Source organism: Azospirillum sp. OGB3, from assembly GCF_014192915.1.
In the GTDB taxonomy this organism is placed as follows: domain Bacteria; phylum Pseudomonadota; class Alphaproteobacteria; order Azospirillales; family Azospirillaceae; genus Azospirillum.
This window is the reverse complement of record NZ_JACHYN010000020.1, coordinates 25,049-49,028: the sequence shown is the minus strand read 5'-3', so window position 1 is coordinate 49,028 and position 23,980 is coordinate 25,049. Positions and strand designations below refer to the sequence as shown.

General features: G+C 65.1%; 14 protein-coding genes. 10 read left to right on the top strand and 4 right to left on the bottom strand.

What is annotated here, in order from left to right; genetic code table 11:
- The first annotated feature begins 188 nt into the window (after positions 1-188).
- Positions 189-1,382: a tetratricopeptide repeat protein gene (locus FHW79_RS27600; RefSeq protein WP_183181882.1), complete on the top strand. Its 1,194-nt coding sequence runs from the start codon at positions 189-191 to the stop codon at positions 1,380-1,382.
- Between the two features lie 262 nt (positions 1,383-1,644).
- Here the strand turns inward: FHW79_RS27600 and FHW79_RS27595 are convergent, their stop codons facing one another.
- From FHW79_RS27595 to FHW79_RS27585, 3 genes are all read right to left on the bottom strand, one after another.
- The gene (locus FHW79_RS27595; RefSeq protein ID WP_183181881.1) at positions 1,645-2,718 is read right to left on the bottom strand and encodes a kinase; all 1,074 of its coding nucleotides are present in this window, start codon (positions 2,716-2,718) and stop codon (positions 1,645-1,647) included.
- 154 nt (positions 2,719-2,872) lie between these two features.
- On the bottom strand, positions 2,873-3,817 hold the full coding sequence (locus FHW79_RS27590; protein WP_183181880.1) for an NAD(P)-dependent oxidoreductase: 945 nt from the start codon (positions 3,815-3,817) through the stop codon (positions 2,873-2,875).
- A 299-nt stretch (positions 3,818-4,116) separates the two neighbouring features.
- Positions 4,117-5,664, bottom strand: coding sequence for a radical SAM protein (locus FHW79_RS27585; RefSeq protein WP_183181879.1), 1,548 nt, complete (start codon positions 5,662-5,664; stop codon positions 4,117-4,119).
- Between the two features lie 1,181 nt (positions 5,665-6,845).
- Between FHW79_RS27585 and FHW79_RS27580 the strand changes: the two genes are divergently transcribed.
- The 6 genes from FHW79_RS27580 to FHW79_RS27555 all read left to right on the top strand — a co-directional run bounded on the left by FHW79_RS27580 (position 6,846) and on the right by FHW79_RS27555 (position 16,249).
- A complete protein-coding gene (locus tag FHW79_RS27580) occupies positions 6,846-7,691 on the top strand; it encodes a transketolase (protein WP_183181878.1) in 846 nt (281 codons plus the stop codon).
- Complete coding sequence (locus FHW79_RS27575) at positions 7,688-8,608, top strand: transketolase C-terminal domain-containing protein (RefSeq protein ID WP_183181877.1); 921 nt, start codon at positions 7,688-7,690, stop codon at positions 8,606-8,608. Before FHW79_RS27580 ends, FHW79_RS27575 begins: the two co-directional genes overlap by 4 nt.
- A gap of 176 nt (positions 8,609-8,784) precedes the next feature.
- Positions 8,785-10,530, top strand: coding sequence for a cobalamin-dependent protein (locus FHW79_RS27570; RefSeq protein ID WP_183181876.1), 1,746 nt, complete (start codon positions 8,785-8,787; stop codon positions 10,528-10,530).
- Between the two features lie 133 nt (positions 10,531-10,663).
- Entirely contained in the window at positions 10,664-11,752 is a 1,089-nt protein-coding gene (locus FHW79_RS27565; protein ID WP_183181875.1) for a class I SAM-dependent methyltransferase, read from the top strand.
- 162 nt (positions 11,753-11,914) lie between these two features.
- Entirely contained in the window at positions 11,915-14,746 is a 2,832-nt protein-coding gene (locus FHW79_RS27560) for a hypothetical protein (protein WP_183181874.1), read from the top strand.
- A 198-nt stretch (positions 14,747-14,944) separates the two neighbouring features.
- Positions 14,945-16,249 carry a nucleotide sugar dehydrogenase gene (locus FHW79_RS27555; RefSeq protein WP_183181873.1) on the top strand — a complete coding sequence of 435 codons (1,305 nt, stop codon included), beginning with the start codon at positions 14,945-14,947 and terminating at the stop codon, positions 16,247-16,249.
- Positions 16,250-16,255: 6 nt separating this feature from the next.
- Here the strand turns inward: FHW79_RS27555 and galE are convergent, their stop codons facing one another.
- Positions 16,256-17,257: a UDP-glucose 4-epimerase GalE gene (gene galE / locus FHW79_RS27550; protein WP_183181872.1), complete on the bottom strand. Its 1,002-nt coding sequence runs from the start codon at positions 17,255-17,257 to the stop codon at positions 16,256-16,258.
- Between the two features lie 516 nt (positions 17,258-17,773).
- Here galE and FHW79_RS27545 point away from each other — a divergent pair.
- The 3 genes from FHW79_RS27545 (at position 17,774) to FHW79_RS27535 (ending at position 23,920) form a co-directional block, all read left to right on the top strand.
- On the top strand, positions 17,774-18,793 hold the full coding sequence (locus FHW79_RS27545) for a calcium-binding protein (RefSeq protein ID WP_183181870.1): 1,020 nt from the start codon (positions 17,774-17,776) through the stop codon (positions 18,791-18,793).
- A 313-nt stretch (positions 18,794-19,106) separates the two neighbouring features.
- Positions 19,107-23,252 (top strand): glycosyltransferase, encoded by a 4,146-nt coding sequence (locus tag FHW79_RS27540; RefSeq protein WP_183181868.1) that lies wholly within the window; start codon positions 19,107-19,109, stop codon positions 23,250-23,252.
- A 20-nt stretch (positions 23,253-23,272) separates the two neighbouring features.
- Complete coding sequence (locus tag FHW79_RS27535) at positions 23,273-23,920, top strand: class I SAM-dependent methyltransferase (RefSeq protein WP_247884635.1); 648 nt, start codon at positions 23,273-23,275, stop codon at positions 23,918-23,920.
- The last annotated feature ends 60 nt before the right edge of the window (positions 23,921-23,980 follow it).

The window sequence follows — 23,980 nt, the reverse complement described above, 5'->3', positions numbered from 1 at the left end:
GAAGGCGTCTACAATCGCTGGAAGGCGGCCCCGCCCGGCGCCTCATCCTGCCTATGGAAGGATCGGGCCATGGACCGTACAGGCGATGTCCGCCATAAAGAAGGCGCTTAGCGGGGCGTGTTTGACAAAGAGCAATGGCTTCGGACTTGGCATTTCGGCGGATTTCTCTCAAGGCAAACGGGACACTCATGGCATCCACCATTTCCCAGGATTCCGCTCCGGCCATTGATGTCGACGCCTGGCGGGCACGGATACGCGCGGAAACCTTTGGCTCGTACCATCTTGAAATGGGGATTGCTCTCCGCCGGGAAGGGGCGTCCGAGAAGGCTCTGGAGAGCTTTGAGCGCGCGCTGGGGCAATGGCCCGCCTCCAGTGCGGCGCATTTTGAGTTGATCACGACGCTCGACGAGATGGGGCGCACAGTCGAGGCGGAGCAGGCGCGTCGGCGGGCCCTGGCCGTCAACCCACGGTATGTGCGGGAAGGGCTGCTGGAACGCGCCCGCGCCCACCGGCTGGCGAATGCCGAGGACGCGTTGGCACTTTACCCACAGGTGGCGGAGGCGTGGCCGGAATGCGCCGAAGCCCAAGTCTTCTCAAGCTACTGGTATGAGGTGACCAACCGCCCCGTCCAAGCCGCGGCGGCATGGGACAAGGCAGTGCGGGCCCCCGGCGGCTTCGATGACGAAGCGCGCTCGCTGGCGCAGTCTTACTATCGCTTGGCCATCATGAGAATGGCGTCGCCGGTGGCGGACACCAGCATTCCTTGCTTCGAGAGGGCCGTGGCGTTGGAGCCGGAGCGGTCGGAGTTTCTGATTCAGATGCTCCAGGCGTTGGCGTCCATCGGGCTTGCCGACCGGGCCGTCGCCATGGAGCCGGCCGCGAAAGCGTTGTTTCCTGCCGACGCTGGCGTGGAGATGTCATTTGTCGCCAGCCACCTCATTGCGGGCGACTTTCGGAAAGCGATGGACAGGGGCGAACGCTGCGCCCGCATCGCGCCGGAGAACGTGGATGGCGCCCTGTTTCATGGTTTGGCTTGCTTGGTGGCCGGCGACATCGAAGCATCCGCGGCTTTGCTGAACACACCCCGCGTTGCCGCCGTGCCTCGTGGCGCGACGTATCTCGGCTTGCTTCTGCACACCCAGGGCCATCTTTCAGAAGCCGAAGCGGCGCATGATCGCACCCGGCGCGACAATCCGCAGGACGTCTTCGCAATGGTCAATCTGGCGCTGCTGTACGAAGACACCGGCCGTCTTCAAGAAGCAGAAGACCTGCATCTCAAGGCGATCGCCGGCGCCCCGCGGCTCTTGCGGGCATTGGCCCACCTGCGCCCGGTCTGGGCGCGGGATCGGCTGCTTCGCCGGTATGACGTGGCCGGCATCTGATGCGCTCGGCCACAGCTGGTCCCTGCTGTCCAGTCAAAACAGCAGAGCCTTCCGGCAACGCATGTTTCAAATGGCCGTGACCGCCTCCGCCGCATCCCGCGGTGGGTGAGTCGATCAGCATCGCGACCTCCTCGTTCAGAGGGGCGATAAAGCTGTTCCAGTCGTCATGGGAGCGCCAAGCATGGTTTGGAAAATATCAAGCATCATACGGTTGCTCCTTCTGGCGGTTGCTCCTTCTGGTTCTGCCAGAGCGGCTGAATGATCACAGGAGAGCTTCCGAATCGGCGAAGGCGGGAGGGCAGTGTACGGTGTTCGCGTCCTCGGTCGGCAGGGGACGGCGCTCGAAATCGTCAGGATCGTACACCACGATTTTGCTGCCGTTGGAATCAAAGCGGAACGGCAGCGTGATTAGATGTTCCAGACGCTTTCGCACCGCCGCTTGGCGCTCCGGCGGGATGCACAGCAGGAGAAAACCGCCTCCCCCCGCTCCCAGAAGTTTTCCCCCCAACGCACCGGCGGCTCTGGCGGCATCATAGATCGCGTCGATGTTGGTGTTCGAAACGTTGGGCGATAGCCCCCGTTTCAGCAACCAGCTTTCATGGAGCATCCGCCCCAACTCTTCGAGCGATCGGTTGGGTGATTTCAGGATGTCCGCCGCCGCGTCCACCATAGCCCGCATTTCCCGGAGGTTTGCTTCGCGGGCGGAGAAATTCGCCACCTTTTCCTTTTCGATCTCCGAGGCAAAGCGGGAAAGGCCGGTGAAGCACAGAAGGAAGTGGCTTTGCAGTTCTTCCCGCCGGTCGCGCGTGAGGACCAACGGCGTGACCTCAAAGGAACCGTCCGTGTGGAAATCGATGCGATTCAACCCGCCGTAGGCCGCCCAAACCTGATCTTGGCACCCAACCTGCTCGCCGATCACCTCTTGCTCGATGCGGATCGCTTCTGCCGCCAGTTCGGCTTTGCTGACCATGCGCCCTTGATAGGCGTAAACGGCGTTCAGAAGGCCGACCGTGAAGGATGAGCTGGAGCCCAGGCCAGAGCGGGCCGGCAGATCGCCATCATGGTGGATTTCCACGCCATTGCGCACCCCCATTTCCATCAGCACGGCCCGCACCGACGGGTGGCGGATTTCCTCGGCGCTCTGCACCAGCTCAATGCTGGAGTAAACAATGCGTGAGCGATGCTGGAAGAACGGCGGCAGCGTGCGCAGGCTGATGGTGCAGTACTTGTCAATGGCGCCGCCGATGACGGAGCCGCCGTGCTTCCGGTACCAAGCAGGAAGATCGGTGCCGCCGCCGAACAGCGACACACGAAACGGCGTACGGCTGATGATCATGGTCGTCTTTCCTGTTTGCCTGCGCCGACGATGCGATAGGGATGGCGGGAGCCGCGGTCACGTGACGTTGGGTGGGGCGAGAGGCGTCCATTCGTGTGTGGCATGCGGACGACCGGCCCGCCCACGCGTGCGCCGTGGCTTCGCGCTGCTCCCGTCACACATTGCCATGCACAGCGTTGCGCAGCATGCGGTAGCCCTTGATCAGTTCGGCGATCCCATCGTCCAGCGAGTGGGCCGGCTGGTATCCGGTCGCCTCGATGCGGGCGTTGGACACGATGTAATCCCGCTTGTCGGGGTCTTCGCCGATGGGGGCCTCCAGGAAAACGAAGCGCGGCAGATGGTGCCGAATTCGCTCGCACAGTTCCCACTTCGACAGGTTGGCGTCGGACAGCCCGACGTTGTAGGGCCGATCCTTCATCGTTTCGAAACGGTCCAAGCCGTGCAGGAACGCGCGGGCGACGTCGCGAATGTGAATGTAATTGCGTTTGAAATGCGGTTCGAACAGCACCACGGCCCGATCGTTGACGGCGCGATAGACGAAATCATTGACCAGCAGATCGATCCGCATGCGCGGAGCCATGCCAAAGACGGTGGCCAGGCGGAAGCTGATGGCGTTGCCGCGATCCAGGACGGCCTTCTCCGCCTCCACCTTGGTGCGGCCATACAGGGAAATCGGGCGCAGTGGGCTTTCCTCGGTGCAGAACTTGCCGACCTCGCCAACGCCGTAACCAGAATTGGTGACCGGCATCATGATGCGTTGCTGCGCCGATGACAGCTTGATCAGCGACAGCACCGCGTCGCGGTTGACGCCTTCCGCCGCGGCTTTGTCCATGTCGCACAGCGGCGCGCCCACCAGGGCCGCCAGCGGAATGATCACGTCGGCATCCTTCAGCAACGGGCGCAACACGCTTTCATCACGTGCATCCCCGCGCGCCACATCGAACTGCGGATGGGCACAGACATGCGCCAGCGAGACCTGGCGGAACATGAAATTGTCGAGAACGGTAACGCGGTGTCCCGCATCCAGCAACGCCGGCGTCAGAATGGACCCGATGTAACCAGCACCGCCGGTGATCAAAATATTGAGACGCTCGGACATTTGTTCTCCTGGCGAGTCTGTGTGTGAAGGTTCTGCTTCCCGGACCCCGGAGGGAGCTTAGCGGAACGGCTGTCGGGCTTCATCGGAAACGGAACCTGCAGAAGCGTGGGCGTGGATCGTGCCGCTGCGGTGCGGTGAGGCCATCGGTCCTCGCGCGGCGGTCCTGGCACGCTTCAAGGGGTTGTGGACATGAGCCAGTCCGTTGGGCAGCAAGACCCGGCTGCCGGCTGGCAGTTCCAGAATCGCCACGTCGGTACCGGGTTGATTCGCACCCAGGCTCTTCATCGGTCCGGTCCTGCTCACGCCGCAGGGTGGGGATGACGGACTGCCTGCGCGCCGAGCAGGCGATCATAATAGGCTGGGTCTTCGTGGTGCCGCCGCCGCAAGGTGATGTCGGTCATCTGCTTGATATGGGCGCCGGTTTCCGGGCCAAATTTCTTGTCCACCAGCGCCAGATAGGCTGGGTTGGAGTAGTAGGCCTGAAAGGCAGCATCGCGGAACTCCAGCACCTGCATGGCGCTCAGATGCTCGGTCGGCAAGGGCAGCGTCTCGAACGCGTGCTGGGAATAACCGATCCAGCCGGGACCTCCCGGCGATTCCGGAAGAAGCCAGCCGCGTTCCGTCGCGACCTGATGCAGCTTCGATCCCGGATAAGCCATGGCGGCATAGAAATTTGCCCATTCGGTGTTGAGGTCGAGGGCAAAGTCCAACGTCTCCTGCATGCTGTCCATGGTGTCGTCGGGCAGGCCGAAAATGAAATTGCTGGACACATGGATGCCAGCGTCTTGCACCTGCCGAACCACTGACGTGATGGCCGCGTTGTCGAAGCGCCCTTTTTCCACCCCGTCGCGGACGTAGCCGCTTGCGGATTCGATCCCCAGCCCAAGCCATCGGAAACCAGCCGCCCGCAGCTTATCGAGGAATTCGCGTTGGATGGTGTCGATGCGGGCGTAGGCCCAGATGTTCAGGTCGTATCCCCGTTCAATCAACCGGTCGCAGATGCCCAGGACGTGCCGTTTGTTCAGCACGAACATCTCGTCGGGAATCTTGATCATCTGCACACCGTAGCGGGCGACCACATGGTCAATCTGGGCAACGATGGCGTCGGGGCTCCAGTAACGGATGCCGTTGCCCCCGAACGGGGCGTTGATGCAGCAGAAGCTGCAAGCGTAAGGGCAGCCAAGGCTGGTCTGGATCGACAAGTAAGGCTGGCGGCGGTGCGGCGCCCCGAAGGACTGCCAGTTGTGGGCGCGATACAGGGACATGTCGACCAAGTCCCACGCCTGCGTTGGCAACGCCTGGTCCAAGTCCTTGATCTTGGGAGCCCAGCCGTTGGACACGGGCGCTCCATCCCGGCGCCACCACAGCCCGGCCACGGACTCGACCGACCGGCGGCCGCTCAGGTGTTCAAGCAACTGGGCGATGGTGGTCGGGCCTTCGCCTTGGCAGACATAGTCGAATGTGGTTTCGTCCAGGGTGCGTGCGGGCAGGGCCGACGGATGGGTGCCGAGCGCGATGCACGGTCGGTCGGTCAGCCGTGCCGTGGCTTTCGCCGTCAGGACGGCCGCAGGCATGCATTGGGTGGATGCCGACGGCTGCTGCCCGTAAATCATGAAAGCATTCAGGCGGGCATCGGCTGCCGCAATCCGGCGCGCCGTTTCATCGTACGACAGCCCCAGCGCTTCGGCGTCCAGCACCGCCACCGACCACCCCAGCCGACGGATGTGTTCGGCGATCAGCAGCGACCATACCGGCGGCTCGATGGCCGCGTAATCCTTGCTCAACTCCTGGTAAACGACCGCCCGTGATGGTGGCGTCACAAGAAGAAGGTCGATCTGTCCGCTCATGTCCTGCCGTTCCCTGAACCACGTTCCCGCGTTGTGCGAAAACGCCATGTTGTTTGATCCGCTTGCCGACGCCGCCTTCAGGCGACGTGCGCCAGATTACCCGTGACACGATAATGGAAGGTTTCTCCTCCGTCTTCGGCGAAGCGCGGCATCGTGTCCCTCATCGAAGCGGCAAGAAGGACGGGGCGCGCGACGGCACGGCTCCGGCCGCGCACCGCCCACCCGGACCACGCTGGCGGATCAGCGGCCAGCGGGCCCAATTCGGCTGGGACCTCGATGTCTGGAGTTTCCCTTGGACAGATGGAGGGAAGATTGGAAATCCGGACGTTCTGAGAAAACGTGTCGGAGTTCGCTCCGTCCCGGTGAGGCAAGCCGCCGGGGCGGAGCGTTGGCCATCCGCGGAGCCGGGCGGTGGCCTGAGGGCCGGCGATGCGGGGGGCTCCCTGCCGTCGCTGGGCTTTCAGAGCGACGTCTCCACCACGGCTGGTACCGTAAATACAGATCCAGCTGGCAGGGACATTGCTGCTCGCCTCCTCGATGGCCTTCATTGCTCGCACCTGTTCCTGATCGCGGCGTTTGTCTGTAATGCACCATTGACCGGCGTGAAACCGAACAGCTTGGCAAGCAAACGGGGAACGCTTCAGAACAATTCACAATGCAAAAAACCGCATTCCATGCCTGCCAAAATAGAGTGTGCTGATTGCGGAGGAGGTCGCCGTGTCTGCGCGGTTTGTCGAATGAATTCTCTCTAGAGGCGTTATAACTGAAAGATTTCAAATTCCTTAATTCTGTCGATGGCCGGGGATGTTCGCTGGAGCAACGCGCGGATTCATGCCGCCGACAGCGGGAAAGCCAAGTGATGAGGAGGGCAGGGCTTCGCGGTTTTGGTCGCAAGGCAGCCAACGCGGAATTGCTGGACTTGATCGGCTGACTAATGTATCTTTCTGAAAAAATTTAAATAAATATCCCGATTTTCTGATCAAGCAGAGCAGACGTTTCTTTGAGCATAATTTTTTTAGGAAAGTATCAATGTATCCGGCTGCATTTCTCTGCCCAAGGCTGCCGGGTTTACTGGGTGTGAAGAGCGTGTGGTTTTTTGGAGATGCCGCAAGCCAGGGACCGATCGGTGTTCTTTTCGGCAGGGGAGTGAGGGTTTGACAGGCATGGACGGAACACACACGATGGATGATGTCGATTTCGACGATCTGCGTTTGCGGGCACGCCGAATGCGCGCAACCTGCATTCGCATGGCCCATGACGGGCGCGAAGGCCACCTGAAATCGACGTTGAGCTGCATCGACCTGCTGCTGGCCCTTTACGGGACTTGGCTGCGAGTGTCCCCCGACGACCCCCGCCACCCTGACCGCGATCGCTTTCTGCTGTCGAAGGGGCACGGCGTCACCGCGCTTTACGCCGCGTTGGCGGAATACGGCTTCATGCCGCCGTCCCTGTTGGACACCTATGCCCAGCCCGGAGGGGCACTGCCCAACCATGCGTGCCGCCACGCCTTGCCGCTGCTGGAAATCTCGTCCGGCAGTCTGGGGCATGGCTTGGGCATGGCCACGGGCATGGCCTATGGCATGGAGTTGGACGGGCGCGGTGGGCGTGTCGCGGTGTTGATGAGTGACGGCGAATGCAACGAAGGCAGCGTCTGGGAGTCCGCCATGTTCGCAGCCGCTCGGCGGCTTGACCGGGTGGTCGCGATCATCGACAACAACAACATGCAGGCGGTCGGGAGAAATGATGAAATTTCCGGCGGCATGCCGCTGGACGACAAGTTCCGCGCTTTCGGCTGGGCCGTTCGAACCATCGATGGCCACGACTTGCCGGGGATCGTCGCTACGCTTCGCGGACTGCCTTTCGAGCCGGGCAAGCCGTCGGCGATCGTTGCCCGGACGGTCGGTGGCTCCGGCGTCAGTTTCATGGAAGACCAAATGATGTGGCATTATCGTTCGCCGTCGGCGGAGGATGTTGAACGGGCGCTTGCCGAACTGGGCGTCGCCCCCTTGCACCGGGCCACGCCATGAGACGCGCCTTCGCCGACACCCTGGTGCAGATGGCGCGTGCCGACGACCGGATCATTTTCCTGACCGGTGATCTTGGCTTCCAGGTGTTTGATGCCTTCTGCGCCGAATTCCCACGTCGCTATCTCAACGTCGGAGTGGCCGAGGCGCATCTTGTGGACTGCGCCGCCGGCTTGGCCCTGGAGGGCTGGCGGCCGGTGGTCTACTCCATCGCCTCGTTTCTGACCGGACGGGCCTTCGAGCAATTGCGCCTGTCGGTCGGCTATCACCAGTTGCCGGTGATCGTCGCCGGTGCGGGCGGCGGCTACATCTATGCTCCCAGCGGCGTCACCCATCATGCCAAGGAGGACGTTGCGCTCATGTCGCTGATTCCTGGCATGACGGTGACTGTTCCTGGCGATCCGACAGAGGTGGCCGAGTTGCTGCCGCAACTGGCACGCCTGCCGGGCCCGAGTTACATCCGTGTCGGCCGCTTCGGGGAACCACGGCTGGACTCCGCCGAACCGATCGAGGTGGGACGGGGGCGCTGTGTCCGGCCCGGTCGCGGCGTGGCGGTCCTGACCACCGGTGGCGCCGTCATTCCCGCGGTCAAAGCCGTCGATTCCTTGGCGGTGGAAGGGATTGAGCCATTGCTGGCCCATTTCCACACGGTGCGCCCCTTGGACCTCTCCTTGGTCAACGCAGCGGCTGCGGCGGCCAGCACTTTCATCATCGTGGAAGAGCACGGCATTCAAGGCGGGCTGTACAACACGGTCGCCGCTTGGGCAGCGGAACAGCGTTCCCCGGTCACGCTGAAGCGTTTGGGACCGGGCGACGAGTTGGTGTTCGGCAACCCCCATTATGATGATTTGCTGCGTCAAACCGGCCTCGAGGCCGGAGCCATCGCCGATACGGTGCGGCAGTTCTGGTCGCCGGATTGACACGAAGGGCGCGGCTTGGAGAGCGGATCAAGGAAAACCTGCCCTGGACCGAGACAATTCAATGGCTCATGTCCACGGAAATGAGGTGCTGATCCGCGATTTAAGCTGCGGAGGCAAATCCGCCGCATTTCATCCAGGGGAAGTGGGGCGCACAGCGGGACAAAGGAGGGTCGGTCATGCGCGTTCTTCTGGTCGTTCCAAAGTTCAACTACCCCACTCCCCATGCCAGAGGCGACCTGATTCCCCAGGGCGTTGCTTATGTCGCCGGAGCGCTGGAAGCCGCGGGTCACCAGGTTTTTGGCTGCAACATCAGCTACATGCTGACGTCACTCAACAGTCGAGGCTTGTTGCACCGGACTCTTGAGCGGCGCATCGCCGAATATGATCCGCACATCATTGCTGTTGGCGGCTTGTCGGCGGACTACGTCTTCATTGCCGATGCTGTCGCCTACAGCCGCCGGCTGGCTCCGCACATTCCCATTGTTATTGGTGGTGGCATCGTCACTGCAGACCCAGCCTTCATTATGGCCGATCTGCGGCCCGACTACACCATCAGCGGGGATGCCGAAATTCCCATTGTGCAGCTGCTGGCCGCTTTGGAAAACGGCGGCCCGTTGGACGGTATTCTCAACTTGGCTTATTGGCGCAACGGAATTCCTGTCTTCAATCCTCTGGAAAAAGAGAGCAAGCGGATCAGAGACTATGCGCTGCCATCGTATGACCCTATTGATATTGAAGGATATTTTCTCGCCAGCAGCCATCGTTCGGCGTCGCACCTGACCAGCTACCATCCGCGGCCGCGGCCACTTCCGGTAAGCGCCGGCCGGTCCTGCCCGTTTTCCTGTTCATTTTGCTTTCATTCCAATGGACATATTTACAAGCAAAGAAATATTCAAGATGTGATTTCTGAAATGCAGTATTTCCACGAGAAATATCGTAATAATTTTTTCATCATCTACGACGAGCTGTTTTCGGTGAAAGAAAGCCGGCTGCGGGAGTTCTGCGACGGCTTCAAAGCACTGAAGCTTGGCGATGTCCGCTGGACCTGTGCTCTGCGGGTGCCTGACGTCAACCCGGACATTCTTGCTCACATGAAGGACGCCGGTTGCGCCGTGATCGGCTTCGGCCTGGAGAGTGCCAGCAACACAGTGCTGCACAGCATGCGTAAAAAAATTACCAAGGAGCAGATGCGCCGCGCCCTGGACCTGACCAGCGCCGCGGGGATCGGCTGGAATGGAAATTTCATCTTTGGAGATGTTTGCGAAACCACAGAAACCATGGAGGAAACCGTCGATTTTTTCCGAGAGTACAGTCGAAACTGCGTAAATGTCGGTTACATTATGCCGTTCCCGAGCACGCCGATCTTCGACGAGGCCATGCGACGCGGCCTGATCAAAAGCAAAAGCTTGTACTACAGCACTGTCAACACCTACGCGATGTACAATGTGACAAAGGTTCCCTCGCCGCAGTACCAGGAGAAGATTCGAGCTATTCTTGATGAAACCCGGCGGCTTTACCGAGATGGTTGGGTGAGGGGCAAGGTGGTCATGACAACGCAACCCGGCCGCTTGGGAACGGATGACCACCAGCGTCACACCGCCTGCTTCCTGGTGGAATGCTCCCATTGCGGTGACAGCCACGAATACATGTTGGATGTTCCCATGAACGTCGTCGACGCTCGCGCCAGTGATGGCGAAGCACGCCAGGATCTGACGACTCTGCTGAACCAACCGGTGGATCTGATGTGCCGCACCTGTCACACCCGCATGGCGACGACGCTGGCCGGTGCGGAAGTGGTGGATGTGGCTTTGCCTCCGGGTTCCATTCCGTTGTATTCGGATTTGCTGGCTCTGGCGGCGGAAGCCGACAGTCGGGAAAAACTTCATGACGTCTCCACCGCCGCCACAGCGGTCGGCGCATGATGCCCGGCGCGTTCCACTGGAAGCCTGATGGCCGTGCGAGTGTTTTTCCAATGGTTCGGGCTTCTTCACTCCTGGCCATAGGCATTCACGATCATGGTCTTCTGCGTTGCTCGTTCCGGACAAGGATCCTAAAATGAGAATATCAAATTTCGTTGGAAACGAATTCTTTTTTCCGGATAACTTGTCTCCGCATAAAAATGTTGATTTTCGTCATGGCATGCTGATGACGATAGTCTCTCGCGTTCTTGAGCAAAAAGACCATATCCGTATATTGGAAATTGGCTCCTGGTGCGGTGTCTCCTCTTTGATTTTTGCTGAAGCAATCCAAAAATTCTCCAAAGGTGAAGTTCCCAACCCGGATTCATTTTTGTTGTGTGTCGATCCTTGGACTCCATACCTGGATAATGCCGATCTCGCGCATCAGGAGCATTACCGACTGATGGAGCAGGCCGCCGCCAGTGACGCCGTCTATGAGACTTTTCGGCACAACACCGCCCTTGGCGCTCGTCTGACCGGTGTTCGGATCGACCATGTCCGCGGCGATTCCCGAAGCGTCCTGCCCTACTTGCGCAACGAATACTTCGATATTGTTTACATTGATGGGTCACATTACTATGAGGCGGTCAAATCTGACATTGAGCATGCCATGCGCCTGGTCGAAAGCGGCGGTTTCATCTGCGGCGACGATCTGGAAGGCCAGTTGCACGATGTGGACGAGGAGCAGTGCGTCGCCAACCGCAACAGCGATTTCATCAGAGATGTCAGGACAGGTGGCCAGTACCACCCGGGCGTGACGCTGGCCGTCGGACGCGCCTTCGGCAACGTGTCGAACTACGGTGGGTTCTGGGTCGCGCGCAAAGGTGCCGACGGCTATGAGAAGGTCGCTGTCGACGCGCTTCGCTGTTTCGCTCCGCTGTTTCTATCACCGGAAGAAGGAAAGGCGTTCCAAGAGAAAATGAATGGGATCACGCCAACGAGCGACGTCCCCCCTTTGTTGAATCCTGAATTCATCGAAGAGCTTGGAACCTACAACATCATCCGATACCGGCAGCAGTTCTACTGCATTCCCCATCATGCCGGTCCGTTCAGCACGGCACCGGATTGGCTGGAGACGCTGAACGGGTGGGGCGTGATCCGCAGCACCTTGGAAGAGGCCCGCGCCGAATGCCGTTTCCTGACCGAGCGCCGGGCGGAAAGGGAGGCACGGCGGCGAACGGTTTGACCCGGAAGCGGTCTCAGGGAGCGGTCTCAGGGCTTTGCCGCGACGAAGTTTCCCAAGAATGACGTTCCCCAAGAATAAGGTTGTTTATCTGGGGCCATGCATTTAGCTCATCGGCGCGTGGGATGGGCGGATTTATCCGGATACGGCTCAGGACAAGCGGTCATGCAGGACATTGCTCGGGGCGAATACGCTGATGACGCGCGCTTGGCCGCCGCTTTTGAGAAGGGCGATTACACGACCGTCGCCATGTCGCCACGCAACGATCTGTGGCGGGTGGCGGCGGCGCGCGGTCTGATCGGTTTGACCGATGCGGCGCTGACCGTTCTGTCCGCCCTCGATGGGAACGAGATCCGCTTCTACCGCGGTGTGGCGCGCTGGATCGGTGGCGACGAGGATGGCGCTCGCTGGGAACTGGCCCCGTTGACGTCGCCTCACGCCCGCGGTTTGCTGTCGCTCATCGAGCGACCGCGCATTCCCGTGCTGTCGATGCTGGCGGATGGGGGGGAAACCTGCCTCACGCTGAAGGCGGGCGCCGCCGCGGACGAGAAGTTTGACATCGTCAACATCGGCTACGGTGCGGGCGACCGTCCCAATCGGCTCGGCGCGGCGGTGACGGACTATGTGGACCTCGCCCGGCTGCCCGCGTTCTTCCTGTGCCAGATGATCGAATGGCACCAGTTTCCAGCGCAGCTGGCGGCATTGAACTGCCCGTTGATCGGCCAAACCTCCGATTTTTTCGTTCACATCCAGAGCGTCGCGCCCTGGATCCGGCTGTTCGACGAGATCATCGTCACCGATCACAGCGAACATGCGGCGGCCCATCCCCTGTCCTCCGCTCCGGTGTCCACCTTTCCCAAATCCTATGGCGTCCCGTTCTCCCTGCCAGCCTACCGGGAGACGGAACGCCCCATCGACGTTCTGATGACGGGCACCGCCGTATCACCTTATCATCCGGAAAAAGCGGAGATTCTGCGTCAGTTGACGTCCATGGATGGCCTTCGCCTAGCCATCGTGAACGGACATCTGACCACCGCCGCGTATCACGACCTTCTGTCGCGCAGCAAGTTCACCGTCTCCCATTACCGCTGCGGCGGCGGGCTGGTCACGCGAAGTCTGGAAGCGGCAGCGCTGGGTTGCGTGCCGCTGATCCAGCGCGACAACGTGCTGATGCTGTACGCCGGCGATGACCCAGCCTTGGTGGTCTACGACCTTGAGAACGAGGGTGTCGCCGCCGCCCTGGCCGCCGCCATGGAGCGCTACCCGGTGCTTGCGCCGCGCCTGGCACCTTCCGCAACGGCCTTGCGTACGGCTCTGGATCCACAGGTCGGTGCTTCGCAGTATTTGCGCTTTGCGACGTTCCTGGCCGCCCGGCCACGGTCGCGGATGCGCCCGGCTGCGGACCCCATCGCCAAGCGGGCGATGTTCTGGAAAGGGTGGATGCCGGGCAACGGCAATCCCGGAGTGGTTCACCGGCTGCGGCGGGTCAACGCCGCTCGTTGGGCGGAACAGGGAGAAACCAGTCAGAGCGTCAATGAAATCTGTCGCGAGATGCTGCTCGAAGCGGGCAGCCGCCTGTTGCGTCAAGCCGGCGGTGATCTTCTCATCGAGGAAACATTGGCCACCTACCGTAAGGGAATGAGCCGTTTCCCGCGGGCACTGGCGCTGCGCTTCAACGCCATCCGGTCAGCCATCCATTACGGTAGCACCGCCGCTGTGGCGCAGGCAACGGAATGGGCACGATCAACCGTCGCAGCCGGGCATGCGGCATGGGACCTGACCTGCGATGACGACGTCCTGCCCTACGACTTCGCCGGCAAGGCCTTCAATTACCGCGTCTATCTTGACTTGCTCACAGATGCGGCGGGTGGCGCAGCGGTTCCTGTCGAGCGACTGAAATCCCTGATTTTCGCCTCTCTCGCCCATTATGTCGCAAAGATCGACGACGATCTGCCGCACGCCCGCATGGCGGTGGCGTTCGATGATCAGTTTCCACCCTACCGCCTGACTCTGGCGAAGCTTTTGGCTGAGGGGACGGCGGCCGAACGCACCGAGGCTGCGGACATGCTGACGCGCCTCTGCGACCATCCGCTGGTGGGACCGGAAGCGTCGTACGTTCTCCGTCGTCTGCTTGCCGAGGGGACCGTTTTGCCGTTCGATGCGCAGCGGGCACTGACGTTGGCCCAGCGTTTCATGCACGCAATGACGGATACCGAGGCCTATCTCCAACGCCAGCATGGGCCGTTCCTGGCCGCGATGCAGGTCGCCACCGGCGGGGTCCGGGGACTTGTGGCCAAGCGGCTGCGCGCGCCTCAAACTCCGCCGGCGGTGTCGATCATCGTCGTGGACGCAGCCGGCGCGTTGGCCGCAGCCACTCTGGCCGCGCTGGAGCGCCAAACCTTCAACCGCCGCCGAATGGAAATCATTTCCGTCGACGTCTTCGATCGGATCGGCCCCGCCGCTCGGGCGATCGCCGACGTAGCCGCGGCCTGCAACGCCGATGGTTGCCTGCCCCATGAAAATCGCGCCGGGAACGAAGGGCTGTTGCTGGCCGGTGCGGAGCGGGTTCTTGTGTTGGCCAGCGGGGCTGAGCCCGACCCAGGCTTGGTGGAGCGCATGCTCCGCCGCCTGCCGCAGGACTCCGGCTTGGCCTCGTCCCCGGTGATCGTCGATTGCGACCCCGCTTCGGGGAACATCCGCGCTCTGTGCGCCCGCCGGGTCGATTTGCACCTGCTGGGGGGCTTCGATCCCCATCATGCCTATTATGCCATGCCGCTGGGCCTGGACGATTTGCTGCGCCGGGCACGCTTGGCGCGGATCGTCTGCGAAACCCCCAACGGAAGTCCGGCGGAGCCGCAGCCTCGCTTCCGGACGTCCTTCGCCCGCGAAGTGGTCCGCGGCTTGATGTTCCCCGGCATTGACGCGCCGGACCGCGCTTGGCCGCGCCACGAAACCCTGCGCCTTGGAACCGCAACGCCTTCCGTTTCCGACGAATGAGCGGCTGGCTGCTCCACACGGTGCGTCTGGTTATACGAGCAGAGCAAAGGGCATGATTGATTGAGAGCTGCGGCTTTGGTTTGAGCGCCGAAAGCTTGCGAGTGAAATCCCGGAGCGGTAAAGCGGCGGACGTCCGGTGCCGTGAGGCCCGGTACGGCCATTTTTGCACCGCTCGCTCGATCAGGAACCCTTGTCACCATGACCCATTCCCGCCGCATCTCGGTGATCGGGCTCGGCTACGTCGGTCTGCCGGTCGCCGTCGCCTTCGGCCGGGCGGACGATCCCGCCGGTGCGCCCGTTGTCGCCTTCGACATCGATGCGCGGCGCATCGCGGCACTCCGGGCCGGGCACGACCACACGGGCGAGGTTCCGGACGCGGATCTGGCCGCGGCCAACCTGCATCTGACCGACGATCCGGCGGATCTCGCAAAGGCGGACTTCCACATCGTCACCGTTCCGACCCCCATCGACGACGCCAAGCGGCCGGACCTGCGCCCGCTGCTGGCCGCCAGCCGCACCGTCGGGCGGCATTTGAAGCGCGGCGACGTGGTGGTCTATGAATCCACCGTCTATCCGGGCGCCACCGAGATGGACTGCGTGCCGGTGCTGGAGGCGGAGTCGGGCCTGAGCTGCGGGCGGGACTTCACGGTCGGCTACTCGCCGGAGCGCATCAACCCCGGGGACCGGGAACACCGCTTCGAGACGATCACCAAGGTGGTCTCCGGCTCCGACCCGGCGACGCGGGCGCTGGTCGCCGCGGTCTACGGCAGCGTGGTCAAGGCCGGGGTGCACGAGGCCGCCTCGATCGCCGTGGCGGAGGCCGCCAAGGTCATCGAGAACACCCAGCGCGACGTCAACATCGCGCTGATGAACGAACTGGCGGTGATCTTCCACCGCATGGGCATCGACACCCGCGACGTGCTGGCCGCCGCCGGCACCAAGTGGAACTTCCTCAAATTCCAGCCGGGCCTCGTCGGCGGCCATTGCATCGGCGTCGACCCCTATTACCTGACCCACCGGGCCGAGCAGCTGGGCCACAACCCGGAGGTTATCCTGGCGGGCCGGCGCATCAACGACACCATGGGCCAGTACGTGGCGCAGGAGACGGTGAAGCGGCTGCTGCGCGCCCACGGCGGCCGGCCCGGCCCGCTGCGCGTCACGGTGCTGGGCCTTACCTTCAAGGAGGACGTGCCCGACATCCGCAACACCCGCGTCGTCGACATCGTGACGGAGCTGCACGGCTTCGGGGTGGCGGTGGCGGTGCACGACCCGCTCGCCGCGGCGGATGAGGTCGCGCACGAATACGGCCTCGCCCTGACCCCGCGCGGGGATCTGCCGCCGGCCGACGCCGTGGTGCTGGCCGTCCCGCACGCCGCCTTCCGGGCCGAAGGCTGGGGGCTGGCGGCCGGCCTGCTGAGGGACGGCCACGGTCTGGTAATGGACGTCAAGGGCATGCTCGACCGCGAATCGCTGCCGGACGGCGTGGAGCTGTGGCGGCTGTAAGGCTGCTCAGCCCGGCAGCGACCGCTCCCAGGCGAGCGCGTTGCGGACGATCTCGTCCAGCCGGTCGTGCTTCGGGACCCAGCCGAGCCGCTGGCGAATCCGGTCGGCCCCGGCGACAAGCTGGGGCGGGTCGCCGGGGCGCCGGTCGGCGAAGGTGGCGGGAACCGTCTCGCCGCTGACCGACTCCAGCGTGCGCACGACCTCCAGGACGGAGGCGCCGCGCCCGTAACCGCAGTTCAGGGTCAGGCTCTCACCGCCGCGGCGCAGGTGGAGCAGCGCCAAGACGTGCGCCTCGGCCAGGTCGCTGACGTGGATGTAGTCGCGGATGCAGGTGCCATCCGGAGTCGGGTAGTCGGTGCCGAAGATCGACAGGGCCGGCCGGCGGCCGAGCAGCGCCTGGCAGGCGACTTTGATCAGGTGGGTCGCGGTCGGCGTCGCCTGGCCGGTGCGGCCCGCCGGGTCGGCGCCGGCCACGTTGAAATAGCGCAGGATGACGCTGCGCAGGCCGTGGGCGGGCTCGGCGTCGCGCAGCATCCGCTCCGTCATCAGCTTGGAGGCGCCGTAGGGGTTGATCGGGGCGGTCGGCGTCTCCTCGTCGATCGGCACGCGGTCGGTGGCGCCGTAGACGGCCGCGGTGGAGGAAAAGACCACCTTGTCGATCCCGAACCGCGCGCAGGTGTCGAGCAGGGTCAGGCTGTTGACCGTGTTGTTGCGGTAGTAGGCGAGCGGCTTTTCCACCGATTCCGGCACGACGATGGACCCGGCGAAGTGCATCACCGCATCCACGCCATGGGCGCGGATCACCCGCTCCAGCAGATCGGCCGACCCGATATCCCCTTCCACCAGGGGCACCGCCTCCGGCACGGCGGCGCGGCGGCCGGTCGACAGGTTGTCGATGGTCACCGCGGGAATCCCGGCGTCGGTCAGGGCATGGAGGACGTGGCTGCCGATGTAGCCGGCCCCTCCGGTCACCAGGACGCGGCGCGGAGCCGCCGGTTGGTCGAGCATGCTGGGCACTTCCTTAATCCCGTGTCATCCGGACAACGCCGGCCGGGCCTCCCGGCGGCGTGCTCCGGAACTAGGCGGGGGGGGAAGGGCTGTCAACCTGACCGGAATGGCCGCAGCAGACCGGACCGGCCAGGGAACGGTCCAAGGGGAGTGCCCCAATCGATTGCCTGATCAACAGGCGGAGCGACGCGAATCACCGATCCGCGAAACGCGCGGGAGTACGACGACCATTGGAGGGAAGGACCATTTGCCGCCAACGGAACCCAACACTTCAACTTCGACATGGAGATTCTGCGTCGACGGTGCGAAACCCTACGCAACATAGAGCTTCACGCAGCTCCATATGCATATTTTAGAAATGCAACATTATCGTCTGGGAGCACCGCCCTGTGACATAGGTAACCTGATGGTGGTCAGTCCGATGACAAGTTCCATTCCGCACTTGCAAAAAGGGATTACCAATGGTATCCGACCCTTAGGCATAAGTTTTATTCGCTTTTGCGGGGGGTCCTTACTATGTCTACGGTCACCACGGTCACTGGTGGTATCACCAATGCCACCGCCCCGTCCACGCTGGCGGGCGCCATTCTGAAGAACACGAGCCTGGTCGATTCCACCAAGCTGAACGGCAACGCGATCGTCAACGCCACCGTTGGCGGCGTCTACGCGCTGTCGACCGTTTCGGGCGGCGCGGTCATCGCCTCCGACAACACCGCTCCGGTGACCCTGATCGGCGGCGCCGGCAACAACCAGCTGCTGGTTGCCAACGACAAGGCCGGCACGATCCTCCAGGCCGGCACGGGCACCAACCAGACCATCGTCGGCGGCGCCGGCGGCCAGCTTCTGGGCACCTCGACGGTCGCCGGCGGCTCGGCCACCATCCTCGGCGGCTCGGGCGCCGACACCGTCGTGGCCGCGGCCGGCAACAACGTGCTGACCGCCGGTGAAGGCAACAACCTCATCGGTCTCGTCGGCGGCAACAACCAGGTCTTCGCGGCCGGCAACGACACCGTCATCGCGGGCGGCGGCAACGCCACCATCGGCGCCGGCACGGGCAACGCCGTGATCAACGTGGTCGGCGGCTCCAACCTGGTCATCGGCGGCGCGGGCAACTCGACCATCGCGTCGGCGGCCGGCAACAACACCCTGTTCGGCGGCTCGGGCAACACCACGATCGCCGGCGGCGGCGGCAACGACTTGCTGATCGGCAGCACCTCCAAGACCGGCAACGCGGTTCTGGGCGGCTTCGCCGGCAACGACACCCTGATCGGCGGCGTCGGCAACGACACGCTGTTCGGTGGCGAGGGCAACGACGTCTTCGTGTTCAGCACCGTGTTCGGCGGCGGCAAGCACGTCATCGGCGACTTCAAGGCCGGCACCGACCTTATCGCGGTCCAGGGCTACGGCCTGTCCGCGGCGCAGGTTGCGGCGAAGGTCACGGTGACGGGCGGCAGCTCGATCATCTCTCTGTCGGATGGCACGCAGATCACGGTTGCCGGCGTCAGCAACCTGACCGCCAGCAACTTCGCCGTCTGATAAGAGTAAAGGGCCCCTGCAAGCCCCCAATGGACCTGCCGAGCGATCGGCAGGTCCATTTTTATGCCGTTTTTGTGCCGTGCCTTTTTCTTGGGTAGCTTGCATCATGAAGCCTCCCAAGAGACACGCCGAGCCGCCAAGGCACCGCTTTCAGCAATACCCGCCCGGGCGCTTCGTCAGCGCCGTCGGCGCTGGGCGGACGCGGCCCCGGCAGGGCATCCGGCCATCCTCGCCATTCCATTCACGGGCCAGGGCCTGACGTCATGATGAAGCTCGGTTCTGCCGGTGCCCAGCTTTCCACGCGGCGAGACGGATGAGCCCCCCGAAGACGCCGAAGCCCGATCCAGGCCCCCTGGAACGCGCCATCGCCGACGGCCGCTGGGCCGAGGCTGAGCGGGAAGCCTGCGTCCTGCTGCGCGACGACCGCAGCCACATCCACGGCGCCACCGGGTTGGCCCGCTGCGCCGTCGCCCGCGGCGACCTCCGCGAAGCCTTGCGCTGGGCCGAACGCAGCGCGCGCTTTGCGCCCAACGACATCGCGCTCAAGGCCTTCTTCGCCGCTCTGCTGATCGCGGCGGACCGCCCCGGCGACGTCCCACCCCTGCTGGAGGCGGTGGCCGAGCGGGCCGCCACCCCGACCGCATCGATCGTGCTCGGTCAGGCCCTGGCCCGGCTTGGCGCCATGGACCGCTTCCTCCCGCTCGTCGGGCGGCTGCTGCACCGTTTTCCGGTGAGCGTCGCCCCGCTGCTCGCCGACCTCGCCGACCATGCCGCGCGCTCCGGCGACGCCGCGGGCTGGGCGGCGGCCGACGTCGGTCTGCGAATCGTCGGCGCTCTGCACCCAGACCGGACGCGGGCGGACAGCGTTCTGCGCGTCGAGTCCGGCCGGGGGCCGCTCCTGGTCCTCGACGGTCCGTCCTTCCTGCAACGCCACGGCCAGCCCGATCCGGCGTCCGGCCTCGTCCGCTTCGCCCTGCTTCTGGGGCCGGAGGCCGAAGGCGAGCCCCTGTCCGTCACGCTGGACGGCCAGCCCCTTCTCGGCGCGGCGCTGCAACCGTGCCGCCACGCCGCCGTCGAAGGCAGCGCCGTGCTTGAGGATGGGCCGGACGGCACCACGCGCCTGTCCGGCTGGGCCTGGTGCCCGGGGGACCCGCCACAGCGGGTGGCGGTGCGGGTCAGCGACTCTGCCGGCCGCTCCGTCACGCTGGCCACCGACCGGCCGATGGAGGCCGCCCAGGCCTTCGGAATCGAGGACGGCGACTATGCCTTCGCGCTCGACCTGGACCGCAGCGGCCTCGCGCCCGGCCCGCTGCACGTCGCCGCCGGACCGGGGGAGGTTCCGCTCGCCGGCAGCCCTCTGCCCTGGCCAGGTCCCGGTCGCCTGCCCTTCCGGCCATCGCCGGTCGGACCAATCCCGGCCAGACCGGCAGGACGAAGGCCCGTCTCCCCCATGGTCGACGTCGTCGTCCCGGTCTACCGCGGCCGGGAGGAAACTCTGGCCTGCCTGCGCTCGGTCTTCGCGGCAGCGAGGCAGGACGGGACACCGCACGAGGTCATCGTCATCGACGACGCCAGCCCGGAGCCGGATCTCGTCCGCGACCTCGCGGCGCTTGCCGGAGAGGGACGGATCACCCTGCTGCGCAACGACCGCAACCTCGGCTTTCCAGCCACGGTCAACCGGGGCCTTCGCCTGCACCCGGACCGCGACGTCGTCCTGCTGAACGCCGACACTCTGGTCGCCGGGGACTGGCTGGCCCGCCTGCGCGCCGCCGCCAACGAGTCACATGACACCGGCACGGTGACGCCCCTGTCCAACGACGCCACCATTCTCAGCTACCCTTCCGGGACGGACCGCCCCCCTCCCCCCTCCCCCGCCGCAACGGCGCGGCTCGACCGCCAAGCCCGTGCGGTGAACACCGGCCTGCGGGTCGAGCTGCCGACAGCGGTCGGCTTCTGCATGTACATCCGCCGCGACTGCCTGGAGGAGACCGGCCCCTTCGATGAGCATTTGTTCGGCCGCGGCTACGGCGAGGAGAACGACTTCTGCCTGCGCGCCCGGGGACTGGGCTGGCGCCACCAGGGCGCGGCCGACGTCTTCGTGGCCCATGTCGGCGGACGCTCCTTCGGCCGACAGAAGACCATCCTGGCCGCGCGCAACGGCCGCTTGCTGGAACGGCGGCACCCCGGCTACGACGTGCTGGTGCAGGACTTCATCGCCGCCGACCCGCTGCTGGCGGCGCGGCGGCGCCTGGATCTTGCCCGCTGGGCCGCCGAGGAGCCGGAACCGCGCCCCCCGGCCGTGCTGCTGGTCACGCTGTCCGGCCGCGGCGGCGTCGCCCGTTTCGTGGCCGAACGCGTGGCGGCGTTGCGCGCGGAGGGCCGGCGCGTCCTGCGCCTGACACCGGAGACTGGGGAGGACCCGGATGCGCCGCCCCCCGAGGATGAGGATGGCGACGGGAGCGACGGGGGGCGGTCCCGGTCCCCGGACGATCCACCCGAGCGGCGTTGCCGGGTCGAAGTGACGGACCGGCCCGATCTGCGTGACTTGGTGTTCCGCACGCGCGCCGAGTTCGAGGAGCTGGTGGCGGCGCTGCGGCAGGCCGGGACGGCGGCGGTGGAGATCCACCACACGCTCGGCCACGATCCCGCCGTCCTCGACCTCGCGTCCCGGCTCGGCGTGCCCTACGACATCACCGTCCACGACTACGGGCTGATCTGCCCGCGGGTGAATCTGGTGGACGGGAACGGGCGCTATTGCGGCGAACCGGATCTGAGGGCCTGCGAGCGCTGCACCGCCGACCCGGACGACCGCGCCGACCCGGACCTGACGGTGACCGCTCTGCGCCGGCGCACGCGCGCCCTGGTCGCCGGGGCCCGCCGGGTGACGGCCCCGACGCGGGACGTCGCAGCCCGCCTGGCCCGCTACACGGCCCCGCGCGCCATCGACGTGCGCCCCTGGGAGGCGGTGGAACCTCCCCGCCAAGTCCGTCCGACCCGCACGCCGGGGGGACGCTGGCGCGTTTGCACCATCGGTGCCGTCGGCATCCAGAAGGGCTACGAGGTCCTGCTCGCCTGCGCGCGGGACGCCGCGGCCCGCGACCTGCCGCTGGAGTTCGTGGTCGTCGGCTTCAGCGAGGAGGACCCGCCGCTCTTCGAGACCGGGCGCATCGTCGTGACCGGCCGCTTCGCCGAGGAGGAGGCGATCGCCCTGGTGCGGGCGCAACAGGCCCATCTCGCCTTCCTGCCCTCCATCTCGCCGGAGACCTGGTGCTACGCGCTGTCCACCGCCTGGCGGGCCGGGCTGGAGGTCGCGGCCTTCGATCTGGGGGCGATCGGCGAGCGGATACGGCAGGACGGCGGCGGCCATCTTCTGCCACCGGAACTCGCCCCTGCGACAATCAACGACATGCTCCTGGGTATCCTTGACGCTCACACAGTGCATAGCGTAGCAATCGAAAGGCCTATTTCCTTCCGGCCTGATTACAGGCGCTCCGGCCCGGTGACGGAATTGGAAGCGCCCATTCGCCAGTTTTCAACCTTTCACGCCCGCGGGGGGTCGTCGATGATCGGTAGCGTTGCGTCCGCAGAAGCCACTCAGTCCAGCCAGATCAAGGCCACGGCGCAGACCCTGTCCTTGGTGCCGGGCTTCTACTCCCTGATCGTCACGGGTGGCGGCGCCGTCGCGGCGCCGGGCGAGTTCCCGCTGCCGAGCGTGCAGCTGGCCGTTGCCCCCAACGGCCTGGCCGGCGCCGGCGTGGAGATGATCGGCAGTGTTCCGGGCAACTGGCTGACCAAGCCGGGCGACACGATCATCATCAAGGTCACCGGCGGGCCCGCCAATGTGATCCTCAGCTCCTACAAGCACATCGACCGCACCAACGCGCTGCTCTCGCTCCAGTTCGCCCGCATCGACGACGTTCCGGCCGCCGCCCAGCCCGCGGTTGCGGCCCCCGCGGCTGCCGCGCCGGCCGCTGCGCCGGTTGCCATGCCGGTTGCCGCGCCGGCTCCCGCCGTCCGCCTCCCGCGCACGGAAATCCTGGCCCATGTCCAGCGCCAGGGCGACCTGCGCTTCACGGATTCCAACTGGGCCGGCGCCGTCGGGCAGCGGCTGTGGATCGAGGCATTCTCGATCACCCCGGTCGAGGGCCTGTCGCCCGAGGACATCGAGTACAAGGGCCTGACCGCCAACGGCTGGGAGACGCCCTGGATCACCGGCGGCGGCATGTGCGGCAGCCGCGGCCTCGGCACGCCGCTGATCGGCTTCTCGATCCGCCTGCGCGGCGCCGCGGCCGAGCGGTTCGACTGCGTCTACGAGGGCGCCTTCGTCAGCGGCTACCGCTCGCCGACGGGGCAGAACGGCACCCCCTGCCGGTCGGACGCCATCGGCGACCCGCTGGAAGGCATCCTGCTGCGCCTGGTCGAGAAGCAGGGCGCCTTCGCCCAGCCGCGCCCCTTCTGATCGGGAGCGGTTCCAGGCTGATGCTCCATCCGGAGATGCCCGACACCCCGCCGGCGGCGACGTCCGCGCCCAGGACCGTGCTCAACGTCGGCTGCGGTCCGCGGGCCATCTCCATCATCGGCACCGTCTTTCCGGTGGAAGGGTGGCGGGAACTGCGGCTCGACATCAACCCGAAGGCCGACCCCGACATCGTCGCGTCGATGACCGACATGACGGCGGTCGCGGACGGATCGATCGACGCCGTCTGGTCGTCGCACAACCTGGAGCACCTCGATCCCCACGAGGTGCCCCTGGCCCTGCGGGAGTTCCTGCGCGTGCTGCGGCCGGGCGGTTGCCTGCTGCTGGCCGTCCCCGACCTTCAGGCGGTTGCACGGCGGATCGCCGCGGACCACATCGACGAGCCGCTCTACCAGTCCGGGGCCGGGCCGGTCTTCCCCCTCGACGTCGTCTACGGCTTCGGGCCGGCGCTTGCCGCCGGCGACCGCTTCATGGCCCACCGTACCGGTTTCACGCCGCGCATGCTGGAGACGGCGCTGCGCGACATCGGCTTCGGGCCCGTCATCATCTGGCGCCTCGAAGAGGCCTACGAACTGCGGGTGCGGGCGTACCGGCCGCCGGCGCCGGCGAACGCGCTGGACAGCGCCGCGTGGGACTTCCCGACGGCCTGACGGGCCGCGGGGCAACAGGACGTGCAACGTGACTCGGCCCGCGACGGGCCTTCTGCGGAA

Coding starts and splice junctions, on each gene's coding strand:
- FHW79_RS27600 (WP_183181882.1), top strand. CDS start 189: ATGGCATCCACCATTTCCCAGGATTCCGCTCCGGCCATTGATGTCGAC.
- FHW79_RS27575 (WP_183181877.1), top strand. CDS start 7,688: ATGAGACGCGCCTTCGCCGACACCCTGGTGCAGATGGCGCGTGCCGAC.
- FHW79_RS27585 (WP_183181879.1), bottom strand. CDS start 5,664: ATGAGCGGACAGATCGACCTTCTTCTTGTGACGCCACCATCACGGGCG.
- FHW79_RS27595 (WP_183181881.1), bottom strand. CDS start 2,718: ATGATCATCAGCCGTACGCCGTTTCGTGTGTCGCTGTTCGGCGGCGGC.
- galE (WP_183181872.1), bottom strand. CDS start 17,257: ATGCTCGACCAACCGGCGGCTCCGCGCCGCGTCCTGGTGACCGGAGGG.
- FHW79_RS27560 (WP_183181874.1), top strand. CDS start 11,915: ATGCAGGACATTGCTCGGGGCGAATACGCTGATGACGCGCGCTTGGCC.
- FHW79_RS27590 (WP_183181880.1), bottom strand. CDS start 3,817: ATGTCCGAGCGTCTCAATATTTTGATCACCGGCGGTGCTGGTTACATC.
- FHW79_RS27565 (WP_183181875.1), top strand. CDS start 10,664: ATGAGAATATCAAATTTCGTTGGAAACGAATTCTTTTTTCCGGATAAC.
- FHW79_RS27545 (WP_183181870.1), top strand. CDS start 17,774: ATGTCTACGGTCACCACGGTCACTGGTGGTATCACCAATGCCACCGCC.
- FHW79_RS27570 (WP_183181876.1), top strand. CDS start 8,785: ATGCGCGTTCTTCTGGTCGTTCCAAAGTTCAACTACCCCACTCCCCAT.
- FHW79_RS27535 (WP_247884635.1), top strand. CDS start 23,273: ATGCTCCATCCGGAGATGCCCGACACCCCGCCGGCGGCGACGTCCGCG.
- FHW79_RS27555 (WP_183181873.1), top strand. CDS start 14,945: ATGACCCATTCCCGCCGCATCTCGGTGATCGGGCTCGGCTACGTCGGT.
- FHW79_RS27540 (WP_183181868.1), top strand. CDS start 19,107: ATGAGCCCCCCGAAGACGCCGAAGCCCGATCCAGGCCCCCTGGAACGC.
- FHW79_RS27580 (WP_183181878.1), top strand. CDS start 6,846: ATGGATGATGTCGATTTCGACGATCTGCGTTTGCGGGCACGCCGAATG.